At 45.4% G+C, this 25,116-nt stretch carries 28 protein-coding genes; 13 read left to right on the top strand and 15 right to left on the bottom strand.

Translation table 11 applies throughout. The features are described from left to right. Positions 1–33: 33 nt before the first annotated feature. The 7 genes from dksA to gatC form a co-directional block, all read right to left on the bottom strand. Positions 34–441 carry an RNA polymerase-binding protein DksA gene (gene dksA / locus LZT22_RS07265; protein ID WP_233924657.1) on the bottom strand — a complete coding sequence of 136 codons (408 nt, stop codon included), beginning with the start codon at positions 439–441 and terminating at the stop codon, positions 34–36. 249 nt (positions 442–690) lie between these two features. Then, entirely contained in the window at positions 691–1,746 is a 1,056-nt protein-coding gene (locus LZT22_RS07260) for a GTP-binding protein (RefSeq protein WP_233924411.1), read from the bottom strand. Between the two features lie 45 nt (positions 1,747–1,791). After that, positions 1,792–2,784, bottom strand: coding sequence for a tyrosine recombinase XerC (locus tag LZT22_RS07255; protein WP_233924410.1), 993 nt, complete (start codon positions 2,782–2,784; stop codon positions 1,792–1,794). Continuing rightward, positions 2,765–3,439 carry a DUF484 family protein gene (locus tag LZT22_RS07250; RefSeq protein WP_233924409.1) on the bottom strand — a complete coding sequence of 225 codons (675 nt, stop codon included), beginning with the start codon at positions 3,437–3,439 and terminating at the stop codon, positions 2,765–2,767. The genes LZT22_RS07255 and LZT22_RS07250 overlap by 20 nt, the downstream gene beginning before the upstream one ends. A 9-nt stretch (positions 3,440–3,448) precedes the next feature. Next, the gene (gatB, locus tag LZT22_RS07245; protein ID WP_233924655.1) at positions 3,449–4,915 is read right to left on the bottom strand and encodes an Asp-tRNA(Asn)/Glu-tRNA(Gln) amidotransferase subunit GatB; all 1,467 of its coding nucleotides are present in this window, start codon (positions 4,913–4,915) and stop codon (positions 3,449–3,451) included. Continuing rightward, a complete protein-coding gene (gene gatA / locus LZT22_RS07240; protein WP_233924408.1) occupies positions 4,915–6,435 on the bottom strand; it encodes an Asp-tRNA(Asn)/Glu-tRNA(Gln) amidotransferase subunit GatA in 1,521 nt (506 codons plus the stop codon). The genes gatB and gatA overlap by 1 nt, the downstream gene beginning before the upstream one ends. Continuing rightward, entirely contained in the window at positions 6,432–6,725 is a 294-nt protein-coding gene (gene gatC, locus LZT22_RS07235; RefSeq protein WP_233924407.1) for an Asp-tRNA(Asn)/Glu-tRNA(Gln) amidotransferase subunit GatC, read from the bottom strand. Before gatC ends, gatA begins: the two co-directional genes overlap by 4 nt. Positions 6,726–6,786: 61 nt before the next feature. On the opposite strand from gatC, the gene LZT22_RS07230 reads away from it, so the two are divergent. Genes LZT22_RS07230 through rodA form a run of 5 tightly spaced genes read left to right on the top strand, consistent with a single transcriptional unit; the run spans position 6,787 to position 12,370 of the window. After that, the gene (locus LZT22_RS07230; protein ID WP_233924406.1) at positions 6,787–7,830 is read left to right on the top strand and encodes a rod shape-determining protein; all 1,044 of its coding nucleotides are present in this window, start codon (positions 6,787–6,789) and stop codon (positions 7,828–7,830) included. Positions 7,831–7,854: 24 nt separating this feature from the next. After that, a complete protein-coding gene (mreC, locus tag LZT22_RS07225; protein WP_233924405.1) occupies positions 7,855–8,802 on the top strand; it encodes a rod shape-determining protein MreC in 948 nt (315 codons plus the stop codon). Further along, on the top strand, positions 8,799–9,326 hold the full coding sequence (mreD, locus tag LZT22_RS07220) for a rod shape-determining protein MreD (RefSeq protein ID WP_233924404.1): 528 nt from the start codon (positions 8,799–8,801) through the stop codon (positions 9,324–9,326). The genes mreC and mreD overlap by 4 nt, the downstream gene beginning before the upstream one ends. A gap of 9 nt (positions 9,327–9,335) precedes the next feature. Then, positions 9,336–11,246 (top strand): penicillin-binding protein 2, encoded by a 1,911-nt coding sequence (mrdA, locus tag LZT22_RS07215; RefSeq protein ID WP_233924403.1) that lies wholly within the window; start codon positions 9,336–9,338, stop codon positions 11,244–11,246. Beyond that, positions 11,228–12,370 carry a rod shape-determining protein RodA gene (gene rodA / locus LZT22_RS07210; RefSeq protein WP_233924402.1) on the top strand — a complete coding sequence of 381 codons (1,143 nt, stop codon included), beginning with the start codon at positions 11,228–11,230 and terminating at the stop codon, positions 12,368–12,370. Before mrdA ends, rodA begins: the two co-directional genes overlap by 19 nt. Positions 12,371–12,474: 104 nt before the next feature. Here the strand turns inward: rodA and LZT22_RS07205 are convergent, their stop codons facing one another. Together LZT22_RS07205 and LZT22_RS07200 are read right to left on the bottom strand one after the other, a co-directional pair. Beyond that, the gene (locus LZT22_RS07205; RefSeq protein WP_370634770.1) at positions 12,475–12,777 is read right to left on the bottom strand and encodes an HU family DNA-binding protein; all 303 of its coding nucleotides are present in this window, start codon (positions 12,775–12,777) and stop codon (positions 12,475–12,477) included. Between the two features lie 96 nt (positions 12,778–12,873). After that, positions 12,874–13,236, bottom strand: coding sequence for a hypothetical protein (locus LZT22_RS07200; RefSeq protein WP_233924400.1), 363 nt, complete (start codon positions 13,234–13,236; stop codon positions 12,874–12,876). A gap of 51 nt (positions 13,237–13,287) precedes the next feature. Between LZT22_RS07200 and can the strand changes: the two genes are divergently transcribed. The 6 genes from can (at position 13,288) to LZT22_RS07170 (ending at position 19,579) form a co-directional block, all read left to right on the top strand. Continuing rightward, positions 13,288–13,956, top strand: coding sequence for a carbonate dehydratase (gene can, locus LZT22_RS07195; RefSeq protein WP_233924399.1), 669 nt, complete (start codon positions 13,288–13,290; stop codon positions 13,954–13,956). Between the two features lie 81 nt (positions 13,957–14,037). Continuing rightward, positions 14,038–14,931: a lipid A biosynthesis acyltransferase gene (locus LZT22_RS07190; RefSeq protein WP_233924398.1), complete on the top strand. Its 894-nt coding sequence runs from the start codon at positions 14,038–14,040 to the stop codon at positions 14,929–14,931. A gap of 15 nt (positions 14,932–14,946) precedes the next feature. Then, on the top strand, positions 14,947–15,699 hold the full coding sequence (locus LZT22_RS07185; RefSeq protein ID WP_233924397.1) for a metallophosphoesterase: 753 nt from the start codon (positions 14,947–14,949) through the stop codon (positions 15,697–15,699). Positions 15,700–15,702: 3 nt separating this feature from the next. Beyond that, positions 15,703–17,127, top strand: a complete 1,425-nt coding sequence (locus tag LZT22_RS07180) for a bifunctional serine/threonine-protein kinase/universal stress protein (protein ID WP_233924396.1) — start codon at positions 15,703–15,705, stop codon at positions 17,125–17,127. Further along, positions 17,128–17,883: a pseudouridine synthase gene (locus LZT22_RS07175; protein ID WP_233924395.1), complete on the top strand. Its 756-nt coding sequence runs from the start codon at positions 17,128–17,130 to the stop codon at positions 17,881–17,883. Between the two features lie 67 nt (positions 17,884–17,950). Beyond that, complete coding sequence (locus LZT22_RS07170; RefSeq protein ID WP_233924654.1) at positions 17,951–19,579, top strand: peptide chain release factor 3; 1,629 nt, start codon at positions 17,951–17,953, stop codon at positions 19,577–19,579. Positions 19,580–19,606: 27 nt separating this feature from the next. On the opposite strand, the gene LZT22_RS07165 is transcribed toward LZT22_RS07170, so the two are convergent. The 3 genes from LZT22_RS07165 to LZT22_RS07155 are packed head-to-tail and all read right to left on the bottom strand — an operon-like array spanning position 19,607 to position 22,417. Next, a complete protein-coding gene (locus tag LZT22_RS07165; protein ID WP_233924394.1) occupies positions 19,607–20,503 on the bottom strand; it encodes an EamA family transporter in 897 nt (298 codons plus the stop codon). Further along, a complete protein-coding gene (locus LZT22_RS07160) occupies positions 20,496–22,118 on the bottom strand; it encodes a GMC family oxidoreductase (protein WP_233924393.1) in 1,623 nt (540 codons plus the stop codon). Before LZT22_RS07160 ends, LZT22_RS07165 begins: the two co-directional genes overlap by 8 nt. A 56-nt stretch (positions 22,119–22,174) precedes the next feature. Continuing rightward, on the bottom strand, positions 22,175–22,417 hold the full coding sequence (locus LZT22_RS07155) for a hypothetical protein (RefSeq protein WP_233924392.1): 243 nt from the start codon (positions 22,415–22,417) through the stop codon (positions 22,175–22,177). A gap of 127 nt (positions 22,418–22,544) precedes the next feature. Between LZT22_RS07155 and LZT22_RS07150 the strand changes: the two genes are divergently transcribed. Beyond that, positions 22,545–22,703: a hypothetical protein gene (locus LZT22_RS07150; protein WP_233924391.1), complete on the top strand. Its 159-nt coding sequence runs from the start codon at positions 22,545–22,547 to the stop codon at positions 22,701–22,703. Here LZT22_RS07150 and crcB read toward each other — a convergent pair. Both crcB and LZT22_RS07140 read right to left on the bottom strand, forming a co-directional pair. After that, positions 22,700–23,092 (bottom strand): fluoride efflux transporter CrcB, encoded by a 393-nt coding sequence (crcB, locus tag LZT22_RS07145; RefSeq protein ID WP_233924390.1) that lies wholly within the window; start codon positions 23,090–23,092, stop codon positions 22,700–22,702. The genes LZT22_RS07150 and crcB overlap by 4 nt on opposite strands. Positions 23,093–23,145: 53 nt before the next feature. Beyond that, the gene (locus LZT22_RS07140; RefSeq protein ID WP_233924389.1) at positions 23,146–23,832 is read right to left on the bottom strand and encodes a haloacid dehalogenase type II; all 687 of its coding nucleotides are present in this window, start codon (positions 23,830–23,832) and stop codon (positions 23,146–23,148) included. A gap of 188 nt (positions 23,833–24,020) precedes the next feature. On the opposite strand from LZT22_RS07140, the gene LZT22_RS07135 reads away from it, so the two are divergent. Further along, positions 24,021–24,269: a hypothetical protein gene (locus LZT22_RS07135; protein WP_233924388.1), complete on the top strand. Its 249-nt coding sequence runs from the start codon at positions 24,021–24,023 to the stop codon at positions 24,267–24,269. A 19-nt stretch (positions 24,270–24,288) separates the two neighbouring features. Here LZT22_RS07135 and LZT22_RS07130 read toward each other — a convergent pair whose 3' ends face one another. Continuing rightward, a complete protein-coding gene (locus tag LZT22_RS07130; RefSeq protein WP_233924387.1) occupies positions 24,289–24,858 on the bottom strand; it encodes an SRPBCC family protein in 570 nt (189 codons plus the stop codon). Positions 24,859–25,116 lie beyond the last annotated feature (258 nt).

Here is a 25,116-nt window from a genome sequence, read left to right as displayed (position 1 = left end):
TTTAGTTTACGCTTGCCTGAGTTTATATTTGACTTAATTACCGAACAGTTTTTGACGTAGCTCGCGCCGCTCTTGGGCTTCAAGCGATAGGTTTGCTGTGGGCCGCGCAATTAAGCGTGACAGGCCAATGGGCTCGCCCGTCTCTTCACACCAGCCATAATCACCCGACTCAATGCGTGCCAAAGCTTGCTCAACTTTTTTTAACAGTTTACGTTCGCGGTCGCGAGTACGTAACTCCAGCGCATGCTCTTCTTCAATCGTCGCGCGGTCGGCAGGATCGGGCACCAAAATATTTTCCCGCAAATGCTCGGTTGTTTCCGAGGCATTTTTTAAAATATCCTCTTTCAGAGTGGCAAGTTTTAAGCGAAAAAATTCCAGCTGGGACGCATTCATATAATCTTTATCCCCCATCTGTAGTAACTCAGCCTCTGTTATAGGCATGAACGTAACGCCTTTCGAGGACGGTTTTGCGCTCGCCTTTGCTGCGGCCTTCACGGTTTCTTTGACCATTGTCGCGCTGACTTTCTCCGTGGTTTTCTCGGCTAACTTCGCGTTACTTGCTGTTTTTGCGATCATCTTTTTCTTCCCAATATTCCTGAAGCATTATTGCCCCATTCTGCCAAGGTTTTAAGTCTTTACTTTAAATCTGACTGTGGCGCGGGATTGTACCTCAAGGAACCCTGCGCCAATTTAAACCAAACATCCCTCTAAGCCCGCCATTAATGTATCTTTGGGTAAATCGATGCCGATAAAGACCATGCGGGTTTGCTTGGGTTCGGCACCCCAAGGCCCAGCTAAGTCACTGCCCATCATTTGATGTACGCCCTGAAACACCACTTTTCGGGCACTCCCCTTCACGTAAAGCACTCCTTTATAACGCAACATTTTTTCACCAAAAACCTCAAGTATTCCACCTAAAAAATCTTCTAACTTTTTAGAATCAAAGGGGCGCTCACTACGAAATACAAATGATTGAATTCGATCGGTATGGCCAGCATGATCATGATGCTGATGCCCATGGTCAGAATGATCATGAGCGGCGTGCTCATGACTATGATCATGCCCACAGTCAGCGTGATCATGCTCTTCTGCGCCTAAGAAATGGGGGTCAATATCGAGTTTGGCATTGAGATTAAACCCTTTTAAATCCAATACTTCATTGAGCGGCACGACCCCCTGAGTAATCGCCTTGATGGGTGCACGGGGGTTCATATGCATGAGCCTACTACGTAAATTCGCTATTTCAGTAGGACTGACTAAGTCTGTTTTGGTAATAAAAATTTGGTCGGCAAAACCCACTTGCCGCTGGGCCTCTTCATGCTCAGATAACTGCTGTTGACCATGTTTTGCATCGACTAGGGTCACAACCGCATCGAGCACATAATGCTCAGCCACATCATCGTCCATAAAAAAAGTTTGCGCTACTGGCCCTGGGTTAGCGACACCTGTTGTTTCAATGACCACGCGCTCAAACTGAATTTTTTTCTGCTGGCGTTGTTCCCATAGTTGATTTAAGGCCTCAACTAAATCGCCACGAATGGTACAGCAAACACAACCATTGCTCATTTGCACAATCGTCTCTTCACTGCTTTGTACCAAAATATCGTTATCGATATTTTCTTCACCAAACTCGTTTTCAATAACAGCAATTTTTTTACCGTGCTGTTCGGTCAAGATATGTTTAAGTAAAGTCGTTTTACCGCTACCTAAAAATCCAGTAAGTATTGTGACGGGAATTAAAGCCATATCAGTTCCATTTCAGTGCTTGGTGAAGATAATAAGCTAGCTATCTTACGCCTTGCTGGGTTTAGCGCGGGGATGAGCCAAATCGTAGGCCTGCGCTAAATGCTGAAAATCCAGGGCGGTATATATTTGGGTGCTGGCGATATTGGCATGGCCCAGCATTTCTTGCACTGCGCGTAAATCATGTGAGGATTGCAAAACGTGGCTAGCAAAGCTATGCCGCAGCATATGGGGGTGCACATGGGTTGGTAAACCTGCACGGATCGCTAAGGTACGCAGCCTTACCTGCACCGTGCGCGGGGCTAAACGTTCGCCTTTGGCGGAAATAAATAAAGCTGGGCTAAGTGGCTGAGGCTCTACTGTCTCGAGAAAGTTCCGCCACGCCCGTAATGCCGTCATGGCAGGCAAGCCTACGGGGATGCTCCGGCGTTTACCGCCTTTTCCCAAGACTGTTACCTCAGCCGCGTCCCAATCTAGCCAGCCTGCAGACTCGCGCTGACGGTCACGGCTAATTAAAATATCGATGCCAAGCAGTTCTGATAAACGTAAGCCCGAGGAATACAACAACTCGATTAAAGCGGCATCGCGAAGCGAATCTAAATCCTTTTTTTCTAAAACTTCGCGCTGGGCTTGCTGCACTAGGGCAATGGCTTGCTCTACAGACAGCGCCTTGGGTAGCGGCTTATTGCGCTTAGGCGCTTTCACGTCGGCAACTGGGTTAGTTAATAATTGAATTTTATGAATCCGCTTTTTTTCTGCGCTTTGCTGACCTAGCCAATCAAACCAGCCGCGCCAAGCAGATAAGGTTCGCGCAATACTTCGCGGTGATTGATTCTTTGCATGTAAGCGCGCAGCCCAACGCCGAACCTGCGCATTAGTTGCGCTCAGCAAATCGCTGCCATCTTCCTGGGCAAGCAGTTGTAATTGCCTTAAATCGTGCTGGTAAGCCGTGAGCGTATGGGGCGAAAGCTGCCGTAATACATGCAACTCGTGCACGTAGGCTTGCGCTAATGGCAATAATTCAGGTGGCGGCAGGCTCATAAGCGCGCACACGATCGAGTGCAGCGGCAGTTAACTCAGCAATTTGACGTAAATAAAAAGCCCCCATATCTGCCGTAAAGCGGCTGGCATCTTTACTTGCGAGCAAGAGCACTGCAGGCGCTGACTGACTGCTCAAGGGCAAACCAATCGCCACTAAACTTTGCCATTGATCGTCAATTGCTGTTTGGGTCGCTAGTAAATCAATACTCACAGCGGGCAATTCTTTAGCAGAGCCACACAAAGGATTTTCTAGCCACGGTGAAAAAAATGCTTGGGGGGGCAAAATCAAGGCTGCATCAACCTCAAATACCTCGGCTAAACCAACGGTCACTGCAGCCTCTACTTCAAAGCGAGTGCTGGCCCGCATGAGTAATAACAACCAAGCCACTAAACCCTTTTGGGTTTTATCATTGCGGCTACCAAAATGGAGCATTTCACCCAGCCGACGATTCAGTTCTTGATTTTGGGTGCGTAAGATCGACATCTGCCGCTCTTGTAATGAAATAGCGCTACCGCCATGGGGATGCTTTAAGCGAATTTCATTTAACAAATCGGCATAGCGCTCAAAAAATTCGGGGGTCGCTCGCAACCAATCAGCGACTAGGGCTTCTTGCTCTGCCTGCTTGGAATCGATTGCGCTATGACTAGAACTCATACCCTCTTCCTAACTTAATTTTTTACGTAATAAATCGTTCACTTGTTGGGGATTAGCCTTGCCTTGAGAAGCCTTCATAATTTGCCCTACCAATGCATTAAACGCTTTTTCTTTGCCGGCCCGAAACTCTGCAACTAATTTAGCATTGTCGGTTAACACTTGATCAATTAAAAGCGCTAACTCACCACTATCGCTAATTTGTCGCCAGCCACGCTGATCAATGATGGTGTCAATCGTACTACTCCGTTGACCAGTGCTAGCCTCATCCCACAAAATGGTAAAAATATCTTTGGCAATTTTATTTGAAATCGTGCCGTCAGCCACGCGCTCGAGTAATGGGGCTAAATCGTTCGCACTAAGCGGTGAATCGCTCGCTGCTAGGTTAGCGCGATTCAGCGCCGAAGCAAGCTCTCCCGTAACTAAATTGGCGGCGACCTTTGCCATGGGCTGTCCCACCAAGCTAACCAGGGCATTAAATAATTGTGCCGTCGCCCGATCTTGTGATAACAATTGCGCATCGTAGGCAGAAAGGCCGAATTCTTTTTGCCATTGGTTGCGCACGGCGTCTGGCAGGATGGGCATGCCAGCGCGTACTTTTGCAATCCATGCCTGATCAATTTGTAAAGGCAATAAATCAGGATCAGGAAAATAACGGTAATCATTAGCGTCTTCTTTGCTGCGCATGCTCCGCGTTTCTTTTTTATCGGGATCATACAGACGGGTTTCTTGTTTAACCTCGCCGCCATCTTCGATTAATTCAATTTGTCGACGAATTTCATAATTCATCGCCTCTTCCATAAAGCGAAACGAATTCAGATTTTTAATCTCGCAACGCGTGCCTAATTTCTCCGAACCCATTGGCCTAACTGAAACATTGGCATCACACCGAAATGAACCCTCTTGCATATTGCCATCGCAGACATCAAGCCAAACAACTAAACTGTGCAGGGCTTTGGCGTAAGCCACGGCCTCTGCTGCGCTGCGCATTACCGGTTCGGTCACGATCTCTAGTAAAGGCGTACCGGCACGATTTAAGTCGATACCACTGGAGGGCTCGCCATGGGGTCCAATAAAATCTTCATGCACCGATTTACCAGCGTCTTCTTCTAAGTGAGCACGGGTTAGTTGAATTAACTTGCTCTCGCCATTAAAAATAATTTCTACTTGACCACCCAGCACAACAGGAATTTCATACTGGCTAATTTGATAGCCTTTAGGTAAATCGGGATAAAAATAATTTTTGCGGGCAAAAATGCTGCTGGGCGCGATGGTTGCGCCAATGGCTAAACCAAAGCGAATTGCATGCTCGACCGCTTGGCGATTTAAGACGGGTAACACCCCAGGCAAAGCCAAATCTACTGCGCAGGCTTGGGTATTTGCAGGCGCACCAAAATGCGTGCTCGCGCCACTAAAAATTTTGGATTGGGTTTTTAATTGCGTATGCGTTTCAAGCCCGATGACCACCTCCCATTCCATTACGCCACCTCGCTCGGCTGCCGCAGGTGCCAATCACTAGCCTGCTGATATTGATGGGCAATTTGCAAGAGACGGGCTTCGGAAAAATAATTACCGATCAGTTGCATACCAATGGGGAGGTTATTTTGATTAAAGCCACAAGGCACACTCATTGCTGGTAAGCCCGCTAGATTGGTTGATAAGGTATAAATATCGGCCAAATACATTTGCAAGGGGTCTTGGGTTTTTGCTCCCAAAGGCCACGCCACATCGGGTGCAACGGGCCCCAAAATGACATCACAGTGCTGAAAGGCTGCCTGAAAATCGGTGGCAATAATGCGCCGTATCTTTTGCGCTTGCAAATAATATGCATCATAGTATCCATGGGATAAAACATAGCTGCCAATTAAAATGCGCCGCTTCACTTCTGCGCCAAAACCTTCGCTACGTGATTTTTTATACAGCTCTTGTAAATCAGAATATTGCGCTGTGCGATGGCCAAAACGCACGCCGTCAAAACGACTTAAATTACTCGAGGCTTCAGCCGGGGCAAGCACATAATAAACAGGGATAGATAATTTTGTTTTGGGCAAAGTGACGGAGCATAAAGTGGCGCCCAAGGCTGCTAGCTGTTCTGCTCCCGCTTCAACTGCCTGAGCTACTTCCGGTGCCAAGCCTGCAGCAAAAAACTCCGTAGGCAAACCAATGCGCAAACCACTTAACGGTTTCGTTACATTTTTAATTTGCGGCTCACTCCAGCCTTGGTTCAAATAACGGCTATAGTCTTCTCCCGAATCGGCTAATGAAGTGGAATCGCGTCCATCATGAAATGACATGGCACTTAAAAGCCACGCGCAATCTTCTGCGCTCTTACCAATGGGGCCCGCTTGGTCTAAAGAGGATGCGTACGCAATCATGCCGTAGCGCGACACCCGTCCATAGCTTGGCTTAATTCCCGTTAACCCACAAAGGGCTGCGGGCTGACGAATCGAACCACCTGTATCGGTGCCTGTGGCTATCGGTGTTAGCCCCGCAGCAACAGCTGCTGCTGAACCGCCTGATGAACCTCCTGCTACGCATGCAGGATTCCATGGATTAAGCACCGCGCCAAAAGCCGAGTTTTCATTCGAGGAGCCCATTGCAAACTCATCCATATTGGTTTTACCCAAACAAACCATGCCGGCGGCAGTAGGATTTTGCTCATCGGGCATCCCTAGACGGGCCACCACTGCAGCATCAAATGGGCTTTGATAATTTTCGAGCATCTTGGAACCCGCGGTTGAGTGCCAGCCCCGAGTGACAAAAACATCTTTATGCGCCACTGGGATGCCCGTTAAAGGACCGCCTAATCCGCTTGCTCGTAAGGTGTCGGCGGCCTCTGCCTGCGCCAAACTTAAGGCAGGATTAACATCTAAAAATGCATTCCAACGGCTACCCTTGGCGATGCGCTCTAAAAAATAGCTGGTTAACTCGCGGCTAGATACCTGCTTAGCCGCTAAAGCCTTTGATAACAAGGCCACTGTACTAACATGCCAACTCATTCAAGCACTCGCGGCACGAGAAAATAGCCGTCTTTTTGAGCTGGGGCTGAACGCATATTTGCCGTCCGTTGATCGGTTTCGCTCACTTCATCAGTACGAAGCGGTTGAGCTAAGTCGCGTAAAAAAAGAATCGGGTGAGCCAGCGGCTCACAAGTGCTGGTATCCACTGCTTGCATTTCAGCAACCAAAGCAAAAATTGCCTGTAACTGGGGCAAAAGTGCCTCAGCCTCAGGTTCGCTCAATTCGAGCCTAGAAAGGTGCGCAATGCGCTGGACTTCATCGAGTTTCATTGGGCGCTAGGGTATCATTCTTCTTTATCTTCATTAACTCGACTATTTTCCCACTTCCATTATGTTTGGTCTGATTCGTAACTATTTTGCCAATGATCTCGCAATCGATCTTGGTACGGCAAATACTCTGATTTATATGCGCGATCGGGGAATCGTACTCGATGAGCCTTCGGTAGTTGCAATTCGCCAAGAAGGTGGTCCTAATGGTAAAAAAACCATTCTGGCGGTAGGTACTGAAGCAAAAGCGATGATAGGTCGTGTACCTGGCAATATTGAAGCTATTCGCCCCATGAAAGATGGGGTCATTGCTGACTTCACCATTACTGAGCAAATGCTCAAACAATTTATCAAAATGGTGCATGAAAGTAAGCTATTCAGACCCAGCCCGCGCATTATTATTTGCGTGCCATGCGGCTCAACTCAAGTTGAGCGGCGAGCCATTCGTGAGTCGGCTTTAGGCGCTGGTGCATCACAAGTTTTTCTCATTGAAGAACCCATGGCTGCAGCCATTGGTGCAGGCCTTCCCGTGTCTGAAGCGCACGGTTCAATGATAATAGATGTTGGCGGTGGCACCACTGAAGTTGGGGTGATGTCCTTGGGTGGCATGGTTTATAAGGGCTCTGTTCGCGTTGGTGGAGATAAATTTGACGAAGCCATTGCCAACTATATTCGCCGCAATTACGGCATGCTTATTGGCGAACAAACTGCAGAAAATATTAAAAAAACAATTGGTTCAGCTTTTCCAGGCTCAGCCGTATTAGAAATGGAAGTAAAAGGTCGTAATTTGGCTGAAGGTATCCCGCGCAGTTTTACGATTACTAGTAATGAAGTGCTTGAGGCGCTGACTGACCCCTTAAATCAAATTGTGACTGCAGTTAAAGCGGCGCTTGAACAAACCCCTCCTGAGTTGGCTTCCGATATTGCGGAGCGCGGCATGATGCTCACTGGTGGGGGCGCCCTCCTGCGCGACCTCGATCGTCTTCTCTTAGAAGAGACTGGTTTACCCATTCACATTGCAGAAGACCCCCTTACCTGCGTAGCTCGTGGCTCTGGTATTGCGCTCGAGCGCATGGACAAGCTGAGCGGCGTTTTCTCGCAAGAGTAAACAACCGTTTATTCGGTCAGAGCCTTGCAACATAGCGCTCCGCCCCTCTTTAAACAGGGTATTTCAGCCCTCGTCAAACTACTTGCTTGTCTGGCAATTAGCTTAGCCTTGATGATCATGGACTTCCGTTTTAATACGCTAGATCCGGTTCGCAATCAAATCAATTGGCTCTTGCGGCCACTTGAATATGTCAGCCTAACACCACGCTTGTTTTTTGATTGGACAAGTAATTACTTTACTACCCGTAGCGAGCTCGAACGTGAAAATCAAAGTATGAAGCTACGTCAATCTGAATTAGCATTACTTGCTACTCAGGGCGAATTACTTTTGGCTGAAAATCAAAATTTACGACAACTACTCAATTTCCAAAAACAACTCACTTATAAAACCTTGCCAGTTGAAATTTTATTTAATCCCCCAAATCCCATTTCACAACGGATCGTGATTAATCGTGGCAGCAATGATGGTTTGAAAGCAGGGAACCCCATTGCAAATGATGCTGGTATTTTGGGTCAGGTTGTACGAATTTATGAAAACTCAGCTGAGGTGTCGCTACTTGAGGATCGTGATTTTGCTATTCCTGTTCAAGTGGCTCGCAACGGTTTGCGGGCTGCGGTGTTTGGTACGGGTCGCAGTAATCCTTTAGAACTGCGGTATTTACCAGTTGCTAGCGATTTAGAGGTGGGCGATATTCTCTTAACCTCGGGAATTGATGGCACCTATCCTCCTGGGTTTGCGGTCGCCATGATTACCCGCATCGAACGCAATTTAGAAAAAAACGCTGCAAATGTATTTTGTGTACCGATTGCCCCAGTCAATCGCTATCGCCATGCACTGGCCTTGCTGTATGAAACACAAGGCGATGCTAAACCAGCCCTACAGAAGTCCTCTAGTAATCCAACGGGCCAAACTAGTGATAACGCAGGCTTTGCTCCCGGTCGCCGTCAAACCCGCACCAAAGGCATGCAATGATCGACTTTCAAAGCGGCTACATCCTCCGTCCAGTAAATCGTGGATTTATCTATGTCAGTTTATTGTGCGCTCTTTTACTCAATCTTTTACCGCTGGGCAACTACGCTTGGGTACCCGATTTTTTAGTGCTTGCACTCATCTTTTGGAATATTCATCAACACCGCCTGATCGGGGTTATATCTGCATTTGCGCTAGGCTTACTGATGGACGTACATAATTCTGATGTATTAGGAATTCATGCTTTTAGCTATTCCCTAGCGGCATATTTAGCCGTGACTTGGCACCGCCGCATTATTGCCTTGCCAGTAGTTTCGCAAGCACTGCATATAACCCCCTTATTTTTATTAGTAGCCCTTTTTCCCCCACTAATTCATTGGCTCTTAAGCGGCACGATTTATTGGTGGGCAATGGGTAGCGGAGTATTACAAACCTTGATTGAGGCACTACTTTGGCCGCTTGCCACCCGCATACTGTTGGCCCCGCAACGTCGCCCGCTGCATGTTGACCATACTCGACCCCTTTAAATTTTAAGTATGGGCGCGCTTAAAAAACCCGATTTAGGCTCCTTTCAAGAGCGTATCTACATTGCGACGCTATTTGTTTCTTTTTGTTTTTTACTTTTACTCTCTCGACTAGTGTGGTTGCAGCTTTTTAGTCACCATAAATACTCTACCCTAGCTGAAAGTAATCGCATTGCAATTGTGCCGGCACCAGCTAATCGCGGCTTACTAATCGATCGCAATGGTATTGTCATCGGCCGTAACTATTCAGCCCTAACTTTAGAAGTGAATGCTGGCGAAGTTCAAGGAAATATAGATACCTTAATCGACTCTTTAGCAAAAATTGTTTTAATTACGCCGCGCGATCGTAAAAATTTCAAACGTTCTTTGGACGATTCTCGCAACATGGGCACCATTCCCTTGCGCTCGATGTTAACTGATGCTGAAACTGCCCGCTTTATGGCAAATCGTTATCAATTTCCTGGGGTTGAAATTCGGGCGCGCAGTTTCCGTGAGTACCCTTATAACGAACTTGGCTCGCACCTCATTGGTTATATTGGTCGTGTATCGCAACGCGATAAAGAGCGCATGCTAAGTGAAATAGAAACTGCGCGTCCCGACATTAATCCTTATGCACTGCAAGCATCTTTTTTATCTGGCATTCAATACGTCGGCAAAATTGGCCTTGAACAAAGTTATGAGCCAGTGCTGCGAGGTACCCCAGGCATTGATCAAGTGGAGATTACTGCAGGTGGTAAACCCGTGCGGACCTTGGCCAGCTTTCCTTCAACTCCAGGGAAAAATGTTGTTCTTTCGGTAGACATTAAATTACAGTATTTAGTAGAGGAACTGTATGGCAACTTTCGCGGTGCCTTTGTCGCCATTGAGCCCGCTACTGGCGATATTTTGGCTTTTGTTTCTAAGCCCAATTTCAACCCCAATGATTTTGTTGAGGGCATCGACTCCGTCACTTGGAAAGAATTAAATGAATCGAAACAAAAGCCGCTTTATAACCGGCCTTTAAAAGGCATTTATCCGCCAGGCTCTACCTATAAGCCCTTCATGGCTTTAGCAGCGCTTGAAAATAATAAGCGCAAGCCTAGTGATGCAATTTCCGACCCGGGCTATTTTAATTTTGGCAATCACACTTTTAGGGACGATAAAAAGGGGGGCCATGGCATGGTCGATATGCAAAAATCGATTGTTGATTCTTGCGATACCTACTACTATACTTTGGCGCGTGACATGGGCGTCGACATGATTCATGACTTTATGAAGCCCTTGGGTCTTGGACAAATTACTGGCATCGATTTAGAAGGTGAAAATCGGGGCATCTTGCCTTCAACTCAATGGAAAAAAGCGAACTTTAAAAAACCTGAGCAGCAAAAATGGTATGAAGGAGAAACCATTTCTCTGGGTATTGGTCAAGGCTATAACACCTTTACGATTTTACAATTGGCGCATGCGCTAGCCAACATTGCTAATAATGGGGTTGTGATGAAACCGCACCTTGTTAAGGCGATTGAAGACCCTTTTACGCGGCAAAAAGAATTAACTACCCCCAAAGAAAGTTATCGTTTGCAATTCAAGCCAGAAAATATTGAGGTCATTAAAAAGGCCATGGTTGAAGTAAACCGCTCTGGAACCTCTGCCGCCGTCTTTAAAGATGCGGCGTACCAAACTGGGGGAAAAACGGGCACTGCGCAAGTATTCAGTCTCAATTCACAAGAATATAAGCATTCTGCAACCAGTGAATATTTACGTGACCATGCGCTATATATTGCATTTGCACCTGCAGAAAAGCCGACTATCGTGATTGCCATGGTGGTGGAAAACGCTGGCTTCGGGGCCCAATACGCAGCCCCAATTGCCCGTAAAGCACTTGATTATTATCTTGAAGGCAAATGGCCAAAGGGGGTTCCTGAATGGAAAAGGGCGCCTTAAAAAAATGGTTTAGCCAATTCTTTTTTGGCTTTGACCGCCAACTTGGTCTGATATTTTTAGGTCTCGCCACCATTGGCTTCATTACCTTTTTATCCGCTAGCCAAAATACTGCAGTACGTATTGAAGATGAAATTCGCAATTTTTTCTTGGCCTTCATCCTAATGTACCTAGTTTCTCGAATTCCACCGAAATGGCTCGAAGTTGCTGCGGTCTGGGTTTATAGCATCGGCATAGCGCTGTTGCTGGCAGTAGCAGCATTTGGCTTAATTAAAAAAGGGGCGCGGCGTTGGCTCAATCTTGGCGTGGTTATTCAGCCTTCAGAAATTATGAAAATTGCCATGCCCCTTATGCTCGCTTGGTATTTTCAAAAACGCGAAGGTGTACTGAAAACCTGGGACTATGCCATTGCGGGCTGTTTATTGGCTTTACCCGTCTTCCTGATTGCCCGACAACCCGACCTCGGTACTGCTTTATTGGTCTTTGCAGCCGGCCTCTATGTCATTATTCTGGCGGGCTTTCCCTGGCGCTGGCTTATCCCCGTGGTCGTAGCGGCCGTTATCGGTATCATTTTAATTATTATTTTTGGGAATACCATTTGTACTCCCGAAATGATTTGGCCCCTAGTTAAAGAGTATCAAAAACATCGCATCTGTACTCTTTTAGACCCTTCTAGCGATCCTCTTGGCAAAGGTTTTCATACTATTCAAGCAATTATTGCGATCGGCTCAGGCGGTCTTTTTGGCAAAGGCTGGACTATGGGTACACAATCACACCTTGAATTTATTCCCGAAAAACATACCGATTTTGTTTTTGCGGTTTACTCCGAAGAGTTTGGCTTAATTGGTAATATTGTTTTACTGGGTTTATTTTTTGCCTTAATTAAACGCGGCTTGGCTATTTCAGCAAGTGCACCAACCTTGTTTACCAGACTGCTGGGTGCTTCGATTACCTTAATTTTCTTTACTTATGCATTTGTCAATATTGGTATGGTAAGTGGCTTGCTACCTGTCGTTGGCGTACCATTACCCTTTATTAGTTATGGTGGCACTGCTTTAGTAACCCTTGGATTTGGTGCCGGAATTCTGCTGAGCATTCATCGCCATCGCCGTTTAGTGCAAACTTAAAATTCCCTTGTAAGCCATATATTAATTGGGCTTGGGCTTAATGAAGATAAACCAAATGGCAATAAAAAAGCCCGGCTAGCCGGGCTTTGCTGTAGACAAACGAATTACTTCTTACGCTTATTAACAGAATCTTTAAAGGCTTTACCAGCAGAAAACTTAACAGTTTTAGCTGCGGCAATTTTTAAAGGCTCGCCCGTTTTTGGGTTACGTCCCATGCGTGCAGCACGCTTACCAGATGAGAAGGTACCAAAACCAATTAACTGTACTGAGTCACCTTTAGTAACTGCTTTAATAATATTTTCAATTGATGAATTTAATGCAAATTCAGCTTTCGCTTTTGAAATTTCGGCATCGTCAGCAATTGCTGCGATTAGTTCTGCTTTGTTCAAGTGAGGCTCCTTGTGGATTAGGTTGCGCACAACGCGCTAATAGGATTTTAACCACAATTTATTACAAAAATAAAGTCAATTCGTAAAAATTCCTTATAGGATCGACCCTGAGGGCTAGTCTAGTACAATGAGTTCAGTAACAAAATATTCGGTCTCGCCAAAACAACTAGTCGGCAAGCCAATGTGTTGTTCGTACTTTAAAGCAACTTTTTTACCTAAATTTGCATTAATTTTCTGTGCTACTGCATCATTCCGTACGGTAAAAAGGAATTTTTCCGACATCGTTCCGGGCATCGAAACCATTGCTAATTCACCTTCCCAGGTTTTGCAAATAAAGCCGCGATTCGAGAATTTTTGAACATAGCCAGCTCGCTCGCCACTAGAATAGCTCCAGTTCAAGGTAGCCCAAGTATAGGCAGCCAACAAGCCCCCTATCACTAGGAGGGGCAAAAATAGGTATTTAAATAGCTTGTACATGCGTTTCTTTCATTTCTCTTGGTAATTTAAAAGTACTTTAAACTTTACTCTATGTCGACCAAAACTTCAGATAAAACCCTTGAGCAGCTATTTATAAATAATCGCCAATGGGCTGAAAATCGGGTTAAACAAGATCCTAATTTCTTTAAGCGCCTTGTTAATCAGCAGGCTCCTAAGTATCTCTGGATTGGCTGTTCAGATAGCCGAGTACCCGCTAACGAGATCGTTGATCTTCTCCCAGGCGAGCTCTTTGTCCATCGCAATGTAGCTAATGTAGTGGTGCATACCGACCTAAATTGCCTCTCGGTTTTACAGTTTGCGATTGATTTACTAAAAGTTGAGCATGTTTTAGTCGTTGGCCATTATGGCTGTGCTGGTGTGCATGCTGCACTTAGTGGGCGACGCGTGGGGCTTGCTGATAATTGGTTGCGCCATGTAAAAGATGTAGGGCAAATGCATGAGCGCTATTTAGGTGAAGCGGTGCCAACTGCAAAAAAACAAGATCGCTTATGTGAACTAAATGTAATCGAACAAGTTGTTCATGTGTGCGAAACAACCATCGTACAAGACGCCTGGTCGCGCGGACAAGATTTAACTATTCATGGCTGGGCTTACCGCTTAGAAAATGGCCTGATTAACGATTTAGGTATCACCGTTAGCGACCCTGCTGAACTGGCGATTGCCTATGCTAAGAGTCTCGCACGCTATCAAGCCGAATAATAAAAAACGTGGGCCTGCCATTTTAGGCTTTGCTCTTTTAACTCTTCATTTATTTTCTGCCATTACTTTTATGGAGCTGTTTTGAGCTGGCTTAAATCTGTACTGAATCATCTGCTAGTAGGGCTTTTAAATGCTTTAACCTATTTACCCTATCCGGCCTTAGTTCACCTAGGTTATGGTTTAGGGTGGCTGGCAGCGCATATTCCAAGTGAACGACAGCAGGTTGTTAAGGCTAACTTACAGCGCTGTTTTCCAGAGCTTAGTTCGGTAGCTATTGCCTCTTTAGCCATTTCGCATTGGCGCTTATTAGGCCGTAGCTTATTAGAGCGCAGTATCATTTGGCGCGGCTCGGTAAAGCAATTGAGCAAAATGATAGAAGTACGAACAGCAGTTGATCTAGCGGACCGTAAACCCCGCATTCTAGTCAATCCGCACTTTGTCGGCATTGAGGGTAGCATTATTATTAGCGCCCTAGCCACTGAACGCAATTGGCCACGTACTTCGGGATTTTTTCAGCGCATGAAAACCCCCTTCTTTAATCAAAAAATTATTACTTGGCGCAATCGCTTCGGGGGAAACTCGATTGAACGCGAGGGCAATATGATTCAGTTGATTCGCGAAATACGCGATGGTAATTTTGTGATTATTGCTCCTGATATTGATTTAGGTCTTAAAGACTCGGCTTTCGTACCCTTTTTTGGCATCCTCACGAATACAATTACGGCTGTTTCCCGTCTAGCACAAGTAACTAAAGCCGAAGTTTGTATTATGAGTACGACCTTAAAAGCGGATGAATCGGGTTATCTTTGTGAAATTCGTGAGCCCCTAGTTGACTTTCCTAGTACCGATATCAATGCGGATACTGCTTTTTTAAATCAACAAATCGAAATCCTAGTACGTGAGCGTCCGGCAGAATACTATTGGGTGCATAAACGCTTCAAAAATAGGCCAAATGGTGAAAGCAGTTTTTATTAGGCTTTATCATGAGGGATGACCGAGCGCATTGGATTATTTGCTGACTTACACAGTAATTTAGAAGCTTTTGAAGCTTGTATGGCTCGCGCGAGCGAGCTTGGCGTAACCCGCATGGTCTTTTTGGGTGATCTCGTCGGCTATAACGCTGATCCCGTTGCCATACTAGATCGCATTGGCGATCTCATTGCTGCCAAAAAAGCCTTGGCGGTACTGGGTAATCATGATGCCGCCGTCTTTGAGGATTACAGCAAACGTATGAATAAATCGGCTTGGACTGCGATCGAATGGACTCGGTCCCAATTATCTACCCAGCATATTCATTTCTTAAAAAATCTCCCCTTAATTTTGCATGAGGAAGAAATTTGTTTTACTCATGCTTCCGCTCATCATCCAGAAGAGTGGAATTACATTACCGATAGCCTCAGCGCTTGGAATTGTGTTGAAAGCTCTGGCAAACCCTACACCTTTGTGGGACACGTTCATGAGCAAGCACTTTTTTACCAAACTGCCGTTGGCAAATTATTGCGCTTTGCACCTCAACATAGTGATCCGGTGCCAGTATGGCGCTATCGCCGTTGGGTAGGTATTGCGGGATCCTTGGGTCAGCCACGCGATGGCATTGCTCAAGCCTGCTTTGCTATTTTTGAGCCTGCAATTGAAAGTCTTACTTTTCACCGTGTGCCATACGATAACTACAGTGCCGCCGAAAAAGTTCGCTTAGCTGGTCTGCCAGAAGATTTGGCCAACAGACTGATTACGGGCAGATGATTCATGACCGCGCTGACAACACCTGCAATAGAGGCAGTTGATGATATTTTTCAAGCAGGCAAAATTGTTGATGGGTTTTTATTGGGCGAAGAACTTCATCGTGGTGGCATGGCAAGTCTCTACTCAGCAAAAAAAACGGGGATTGATTTTCCGATTCTGTTAAAAATCCCGCGCGTAGGGCGTGATCAGCCAGTTGAAAGTCTGGTTGCCTTTGAAACCGAATTAACTATTCTTCGTTCTCTTAAAAGCCCTTTCATTCCTCAATTTTTGGGTGCTGGGAATATGGCTACTCGACCTTATATTGCGATGGAACAAATTCCTGGTCGCGCATTAGAAGAAGCCATCAAAGCTGGAAAATTATTTTCAATTCCTGAAGTGATAAAAATTGGTGTCGATCTGGCAAATGCTGTGCAATCTATTCATGCCCAGGATGCAATTCATCTCGACCTAAAACCCGATAACATTTTGCTGGATGATAAGGGTAAATTAACCCTAATTGATTTTGGCCTGGCACATCATGCCCGTTATCCCGATTTACTAGCAGAAGAAATGCGCAAAGGCGTTGGCTCTGCGCCTTATATTTCGCCAGAACAAGTCATGGGTGTACGTGATGATTGGCGAAGTGATATTTTTTCAATTGGCGTCATTCTGTATGAATTATTAACTGGGGAATTGCCTTTTGGTAATCCCCAAACCATGAGGGGGTTGCGAAACCGTATGTGGGAGGAGCCCTTACCACCGCGGGCGCTGCGCAAAGAAATTCCTCGCTGGCTTCAAGAAGTAGTGCTGCGTTGCATAGAGCCTCGGGCTGCCGATCGCTACCAAAGCGCCGTCCAATTGCGCCAAGCGCTACTGCATCCCGAGTCCGTTAAATTAACTGAAAGGGCTGAACGAATTGAGCCTCCCAGTCTTTGGGGGAAAATGAAGCGCTGGTTTAGAGCCTCAGGCTATGAGCCCTCGCCCTGTCCATTACCAAGTACTGCTATCCAGCATGCACCGCTGATTATTGCAGCGCTTGACACCCGTCAAGGTGATGCTCTTTTATTGGAGCGGATGCAAAGCGCAGCAAAAAATCTGCTTTTTGCTGCTCCCGAAAGTCGTCTCATTTGCCTAGCAGCCATTACAGGAACCCCAACTTATGAAGGTAATAAAGAAATTGAAACGGCTAGCGGTATTATGCGTGGCCATTTAGTGCAATTAATGGAATGGGCTAAACCGTTAAAGTTACCTCCCGAGCGAATTTCGTATCATGTCGTTGAGGCCTTAGATCCTGCCAGCAGAATAGTAGAGTTTGCTAAAGATAATGATGCTTCGCTTATTTTAATTGGCGCCTCTCATAAAGCCCCCAATCTCGTTACGCCATGGCGAACTGCGATGACCAAAATTGTTGAAGAATCGCCCTGTAGTGTTCATATTGTGCGCACCTAAATGAATCTTGCTAATTCGCCTCCAGAAAAAGTTCGGGTTTCCAAATTACTATCTGAGCTGGGATTATGCTCACGACGTGAGGCGGATAACTATATTGAACAAGGGCTGGTGACAGTTGATGGTGAGTTGGTAGTGGAACTTGGGACGCGCGCATTTCGACACCAAAAAATCGAGCTTCGGGTGGCAGCCCAACGACAGCAAGAGGCGCGTATCACTGTTATTTTAAATAAGCCAATTGGTTATATTTCTCATTTAGATGATGCTCAAGCTTATGAACCGGCTGCCGCTCTCATTACTGCGGAGCATTATTTTGCCAATCCACTTGACCCCCAACGGGATGCACACTTTAATACCCGCGGTCTTGCCCCAGCTGGTCGTCTTGATATTGATTCTTCTGGCATGTTGGTTTTAACCCAAGATGGTCGTGTCGCTAAGCTTCTGATTGGCGAAGATAGCCCAATTGAAAAAGAATATCTCGTGCGTGTTACCGGCAAATTATCGGCCGCCGGGCTTGAGCAACTCAACCACGGCTTATCACTCGATGGTCAATTACTTAAACGCGCTAAAGTGAGCTGGCAAAATGAAGATCAATTGCGCTTTGTTTTACGCGAAGGGCGTAAAAGGCAAATTCGGCGCATGTGTGAACTCGTTGATCTGAAGGTAGTTGGATTAAAACGAATTCGAATTGGGCAAATTAGCTTGGGGCCCCTACCTTTAGGACAGTGGCGCTACCTCAAAGCGGGCGAGCGGTTTTAATTTCGGTTGTCCTTATACTCTCACACTTATAATGAGCGCTGTTCTGTTATTCCATAGATAGCGCCCCATCGAAACACTTTCATCCAATAGCACAGCCGGAGAAGTTCAGCGACGCCGTAGCTTTGCCATTATTTCCCACCCCGATGCGGGGAAAACAACGCTGACAGAAAAATTGCTGCTGTATGCAGGCGCAATTCAGATTGCTGGCAGCGTTAAAGCCCGCAAAGCCAGCAGGCACGCAACTTCCGATTGGATGGAGATTGAAAAGCAACGCGGTATTTCGGTAGCCAGCTCTGTTATGCAAATGGAATATCGTGATTGCATTATTAATTTGCTAGATACACCTGGTCACCAAGATTTTTCGGAAGATACCTATCGCGTATTAACAGCAGTCGATTCTGCTCTCATGGTTATTGACGCTGCGAATGGCGTTGAATCACAAACCTTACGGCTATTAGAAGTTTGTCGGGCGCGTAATACGCCCCTAGTAACCTTTATTAATAAAATGGATCGAGAAGTAAAAAGTCCACTGGACTTGATGGATGAAATTGAAACTGCCTTAGGTATGGCGGTAGTACCGTTTACTTGGCCAGTTGGCATGGGTAAATCGTTTGCAGGAGTGATCGATATTGCCCAATCTAAAATGCGTTTATTTAAAGCGGGCGAAGATCGGGTTTCCGAAAGCAGTAATACATTTATTGATATTCATGATCCTGAATTAAAAAAACGGCTTGGCAGTGATTTAGATGAAGCGCTTGCTGCAGTCGATTTAATTCGTAATGCGATGCCGGCATTTGATCGTGCAGCGTTTTTAGCTGGCAAACAATCCCCCGTTTTTTTTGGTTCAGCAATTAATAATTTTGGCGTACGGGAAATTCTCAATACTTTAGTTGAGCTTGCACCAGCACCCGGCTCGCGCAAGGCTTTGCAACGCGAAGTAGAGCCTGCCGAGCCTAAATTTTCGGCGATGGTGTTTAAAATTCAAGCCAATATGGATCCTGCGCACCGCGACCGAGTCGCTTTTCTGCGCATTTGCTCTGGCCACTTTAAGCGCGGCATGCGTTTAAAAATTTGTCGTAATGGTAAAGAAATCCGCACCAATAATGCGCTGTCTTTCTTGTCTCAGCGCCGCGATATATTAGATGAGGCCTTTCCGGGCGATATTATTGGACTGCCTAACCACGGCTTACTGCGTTTGGGCGATAGCTTAAGTGAAGGTGAAGAATTGCAATTTACTGGCCTGCCCTTTTTTGCACCAGAAATTTTTCGCATGGTTGAATCGGCCGATCCAATGCGTTCTAAACAATTGCGTATCGGTCTAATGCAGTTGGGCGAAGAAGGTGCAATTCAAGTTTTTCGTCCCATTGCTGGCGGCCCGATGTTACTGGGTGCTTTTGGACAATTGCAATTTGAGGTTGTCAGCCATCGCTTAAAAAGTGAATATGGGGCAGAGGTGCGCTTACTGCCTGCTCGCTTTAATTTAGCCCGCTGGGTTAGTTCAGATGACCCTCTTATCCTCAAAAAATTTATTGAAGAAAATTCCCACCGCATGGCTGAGGACGTCGTTAATGCGCCCGTATTTTTAGCGGCGCATAAATCTGAACTTGATGTTGCCCAACAACGCTGGGAGTCTATTCGTTTTCATGCTTTACGCGAACATGCGGGCCTGGTTTATCAATCTGCACTGGCAGGATAAGGCGTTGAGTTATGCGCATTCTGTAAATTAGGCGCTGCTTTTAAGTCTTGTCCTAATGATTGGCCAATAAATATTAATTCCTAAACCTGCTATCACTAAAGTAGCGGCGGCAATTTTCCAAAGTGGCAAAGGCTCGCTCAAGAAAATTGCGGCCGAGCCGATTCCTAAAACGGGAACTAATAATGAAATGGGCGCAACAACTGCAGCTGGATGGCGGGCTAAAAGCCACGCCCAAGCGGCAAACCCAAATAAGGTATTGCCCCAAGACTGCCATAAGATAGCAGCCCATAAGGTGCTGTTAAGGCCGCCTAAACTAGCCTGTATTAAATCCCACCCTTCAAAGATCAGCGAGAGAATAATTAAGGGGATAACGCTGAAGATACTCGACCACACTACATAGGCGAGCATATTGACTTTACCTGCGTTACGGCTAACCGTGTTACCGATGCCCCAAGATAATGCTCCCAGCAAGACTAAGGCCAAACCTAAGAAATCAGTATCTTGATCAGTATGGCTTGCAATGATGCCTAATCCAATGAGGCAAACCAATAAAGCAATAAATTGAAATTGACGAATCTGCTCACGCGCAAAATACATGGCTAGGCCAATAGTAAAGAAGGCCTGACTTTGGACAACCACGGAAGACAGGCCCGCCGAAATATGGCTTTGAACAGCAATATATAAGAGGCCAAATTGACCAACGCCAATAAAAAAACCGTAAGCGGCTAAGTTTAGCCAGGATACTTTTGGTTTGGGTAAAAAAAAGATCGCCGGCAATAAGGCGAAGACAAAGCGTAATGCGGCGAATAATAAAGGTGGCAGAGTAAAAAGTGTGAGCTTAATAACCACAAAATTACTGCCCCAAACGGCCACTACTGCGAGAGCTAAAAGAAAGTGGCTAGTAGGTAATTTTTCATTACCCATTCAATGGCTTTGACTGAATTAACTCTGCTAGCCGCTGGGCCAGCATCATCGTGGGCGCTGCTGTATTACCCGAGGTAATAGATGGCATAGCAGCAGCATCGGCTACTCGTAATCCGTCAATTCCTTTAACCCGTAATTCTGCATCTAGGACGGCTTGTAGATCATCCTTTGCGCCCATCTTGCATGTTCCCACTGGATGAAAGATTGTCGTGCCAATATTACGAGCAGCATCGATTAGCTCAGCCTCACTTTGAAATTGCATACCCGGTTTATATTCCTTAGGTTGAAATGGTTTAAATGCTGAACTACTGATAATTTTACGGGTTAAAGCTAACGCTTCAACTGCAACTTGGCAATCTGCTGGAGTAGATAAATAATTAGTGATAATTGTCGGCGCTGCATTGCAATCTGTTGAGCTAATATGTACGCTGCCCCGAGAAGTCGGTCTTAAATTACAAACGCTGGCAGTAAACGCATTAAAGTCATGTAAATTTTCACCAAATTTTTCAAGCGATAAAGGTTGCACATGGTATTCCAAGTTAGGGCGCTTTTGTTGCTCTGAACTATAAGCAAATGCGCCTAGTTGTGAGGGTGCCATTGCCATTGGGCCTGTGCGCCGTAAAAGATACTCCAACCCAATCAACGCTTTTCCCCACAGCGAATTGGCTTTAGTGTTCAGTGTGGCAATACCCTTAATCTGATAGATTAATCGCAGCTGTAAATGATCTTGTAAATTTTCACCAACCCCTGGCAAGTCGGATTGCACGGGAATGCCTAATTGTTGCAGATGTTTGCCGCTACCAATACCCGAGCGCTCTAAAATTTGTACACTGCCAATAGCACCTGCACATAAGATTACTTCTTGCGCACAAGCGACGCTGTGCAAGCGCTGGTCTTTGATAAACGTTACGCCCTCGCAACGCTTAGTAGAGGAATTGATGATGAGCTTTTGTACCAATGCTTCAGTAATGACCTGAAGATTCTTCCTGCTAGCAGCATCTTTTAAAAATGCGCGCGCAGCGTTCAAGCGCCAGCCAGACTTTTGATTTACATCAAAATAGCCCACTCCAAAATTATCTCCACGATTGAAGTCAGCACTTGCAGGAATGCCCTGCTCTTGCGCTGCCTCCTTAAATATCTCTAAGATCGGCCAATTTAAACGCTGGCGCTCGACCCGCCACTCGCCACCAACCCCATGCCAAGCATTTTGGCCGCCAAAGTAATCTTCAAATTGTTTATACCGCTTTAGGCTTGGCTGCCAGCCCCAAGCTGGTTCGCCAGTTTCCTGCGCCCACGATTCATAATCGGCGGCCTGCCCCCGCATATATATCATGCCGTTTATCGAAGAAGAGCCGCCTAAAACTTTGCCGCGTGGATAAATTAAACTTCGGCCATTTAAACCTGGGTCGGCAGTAGTACGAAAGCGCCAATCGGTACGGGGGTTATCAATACAATATAAATAGCCAACGGGAATATGAATCCAGAGGTAATCATCTTTTTTGCCGGCCTCTACGAGCAATACGGAAACTGTAGGGTCTTCCGTCAGGCGTTTAGCCAGCAAGCAACCGGCACTACCAGCGCCAATTATGATGTAATCGTATTTTTTATCATTCATGCAATAAACTTCAATTTATCAATTTAAGGCTGAATGGTTAATCTTGTTTTTTTAAATTAATTACAGTTAAAAATATTAACAAATTGACTTTCGTTTTCTTTAAAAGACGCTTTTTTGCCGTACTTCACGCAATACGCATTGGCTTGCTCCGTTAACTTCTCCATCGATTCAGTGCCGCTACTAATTAAAGTAACTTGATTTGAGTTCGATGCATTAGTGACGATATTGGCACAAGCAGTCATTCCAAGGGTAATAAAAATGGGCGCCAAACTCATTGTCATATTTTTTTTCTGATTCATTTTGTAACCGCCTTAATTTTGATGATTTTGCTTAATTTTAGCTTGTGCGCTCTTAGGCCTGCTGGCTTTGCTAAAATTGGTCGTTGATTGTTGTAAAGGGAACCAGATTAATTAATCGAGGCAAGGCATGAGGAAATTGAGCAAAAAAGCTAAGTTAACCATTGGTTGGACCGTGTTAATGACAGTAATAGGTACCGCAATCTTGCATCAGCTGGCTTTTTTCTTATTGGGATGTGTTTCCATTGCCTTATTGCTCATCGCCAATCAAATGGGTAAGCTTGACTAATTTCGGCTGGGCACGAGTAAAAAACCAATTGATAAAACCAGCAAGCCTGCGATTACGCTAGCCAACACATAACTGCCTGCAACTAAAAATTCTTTTTCACGAATTAAATAAAATGTTTCGAGTCCAAAAGCAGAAAAAGTTGTAAAGCCGCCCATGATTCCAGTAATTAAAAATAAACGCGACTGGGAAGAAAATAGTTCAAATTTTAAAATGAGTCCCGCTAAAATTCCAATCGCTAAACAGCCGATCACATTGACTAAGAAAGTGCCTAAGGGAAAGCGCCAGTTAATTGTTTGATAAAGCACAAAGCCACTTAACTTGTAGCGGCAAACCGAACCAACGGCGCCGCCGAGAGCAACTAAGATGATCGGGTGAAGGGTTTCAAACAAGGGGTAAGTTCGCGAGTAGGATTAGCATAGGTGCAGTATATAAAAAATATTATTCAGTCTATTTTTTTTAATATTTCAATTAATCCGCTGGCCTCATAAGTTGGTGGCGGCCCGATTTCTTCAAATGGTAGCGCATGTCGATTCACCCAGAAGGTGTCAAATCCATACCAGCCAGCGCCCACCACATCCCAGGCATTACTAGAAACAAATAAGACCTCCTGCCTGGCTACTGGAAAATGATCTAGTAACAGTCCGTAAGTTTGGGGGGCTGTTTTAAACAGCCTGATATCTGCGACTGAAATAATTTGGTCTAAATAAGGGGCCAGATGATTACTTTCAACAGCAGTGGCAAGCATCTCTTTGCTACCATTCGACAGGATTGCGCTTCTGATGCCAGCTGCTCGGAGGCCCTTTAGCACTTCTGTGCTTTCGGTAAATGCTGCTAATTTTGCATACTGACCCATTAATTGGTCTTCCTGTGCCTGCGAGAGCAGCAAACCTAAGCGCTTGCAACTATAGCGTAAGGCTCGGGCAGTAATTTCCCAAAATGATAAGTAATAACGACTCCCCGCAGGATTAGGGTCACTGATGGTGACTAGGCGGGTATATTCAATTTGCCGTTCGCGCCATAGCTCTGTAAGTTGCTTGCCCTTAGCGGGGTAAATTGACTCAGCCAGCTGACTAATCGAGTAAACATCAAAGAGAGTGCCATAGGCATCAAAGGCAATTAATTTATACATCGGTCTATTTTCCTTGAAGTGGCCTACTAAATGCTATTATTCTCGCCTGAGATCACCATTCTGTGCCCCCATGGGGGAATTAATCAAGCCTAACTTCCCAAGCTAGCCTTCCTTAAGTCATCGCTAATTTTATTGAGGGCTTTTTTATGGCTGTTGGACAAAATCAAAGAACTAGAAAAAATGATTCTATGCTCACTAAAACGGGAAAACCCCGCTTAGGACCACTGAATCACGCGCAATTAAGCAAGTTGATTGAATCATCAACTAAACCTAAAGATAAAAATAAGTTGGCTCGTGCGCTTGCTAAGCAAAAGCCATCAGCAGCCACGCTTGCTGCTGCTGCAAAAACTGCCAGTGCTGCCGCGGCTATTGAGGCTGTGCAGCCCGCCGCAGAAGCCCCAGTAGTAGAAGTCGCGCCAAACCCAGCAACCGAATAAATTTCAAATTGTTGATAACCTAGTTACAAGCTAAATAGGTTTTTGAATTATTGGTAATCGAATGCTTCGCAATTTCAAGGAATTGCTGCTGTAGGTCGTTTTTAATATAACTGCTAATGATAAAATTAGGCACAATAGTATTGGGCTCAATAATACTGCGGTAAATAAAATTGGTTCCTGTATCTTCTGGCTTTATGCGCCAAGTGCCTTTAAACATTTTAGCGTCGCCAGCAATTTGCTTAAAATCTGCGCCTGCATAAGGTAACTCGGTGTATTCAATAGTTGTTTTGATAGTGATCGAAAAAAATAGAACTGATTGGCTAATCGTGCGATTGACAATGGCCACTGAATCCGATTTACGTGTTACCTCTGACTCAAGAACGCCAGGAATTTTTTTGGCTGCAGCGTAATCAGTTAAATATCGATAAGCGTCACAATTATTTAATGGAGTCTTAAAACTGGCGTTAATTTCAAATAAATCCCCAGTATTGCTTACATTCACTTTGACTTGATGATCGAAACTCTGCGCTAAGGCAGGCGGGCATATTGCCCATAGTAACGCGATGAAAAGGCTGATAATGAGTTTCATATTAAGTGCGTTTAGTGAAAAGTTTAAATATTGATGCAAGGCCTTTTATTTTAGGCAAGAATTTTAGTTTCTGCTTAAGTCATCAATTTGGCTGCAAAGTAAAATCATGATTAAACTCCATGAACTGAGGTGGTAATCCCCCCGCAGGTTAACTGAACTCAGAGGTAGAATTTTCTCTATTAGAGGAGTTCTGCATGAAACGTTCTAAATTTACCGACAGTCAGATCATGGATGCCCTAAAACGGGCCGATGCTGGCT

The sequence above is a fragment of the Polynucleobacter sp. IMCC 29146 genome, assembly GCF_021395195.1.
Lineage (GTDB): Bacteria > Pseudomonadota > Gammaproteobacteria > Burkholderiales > Burkholderiaceae > Polynucleobacter.
The sequence above is the reverse complement of the archived record's forward strand: the minus strand, read 5'-3'. Positions and strand labels throughout refer to the sequence as shown.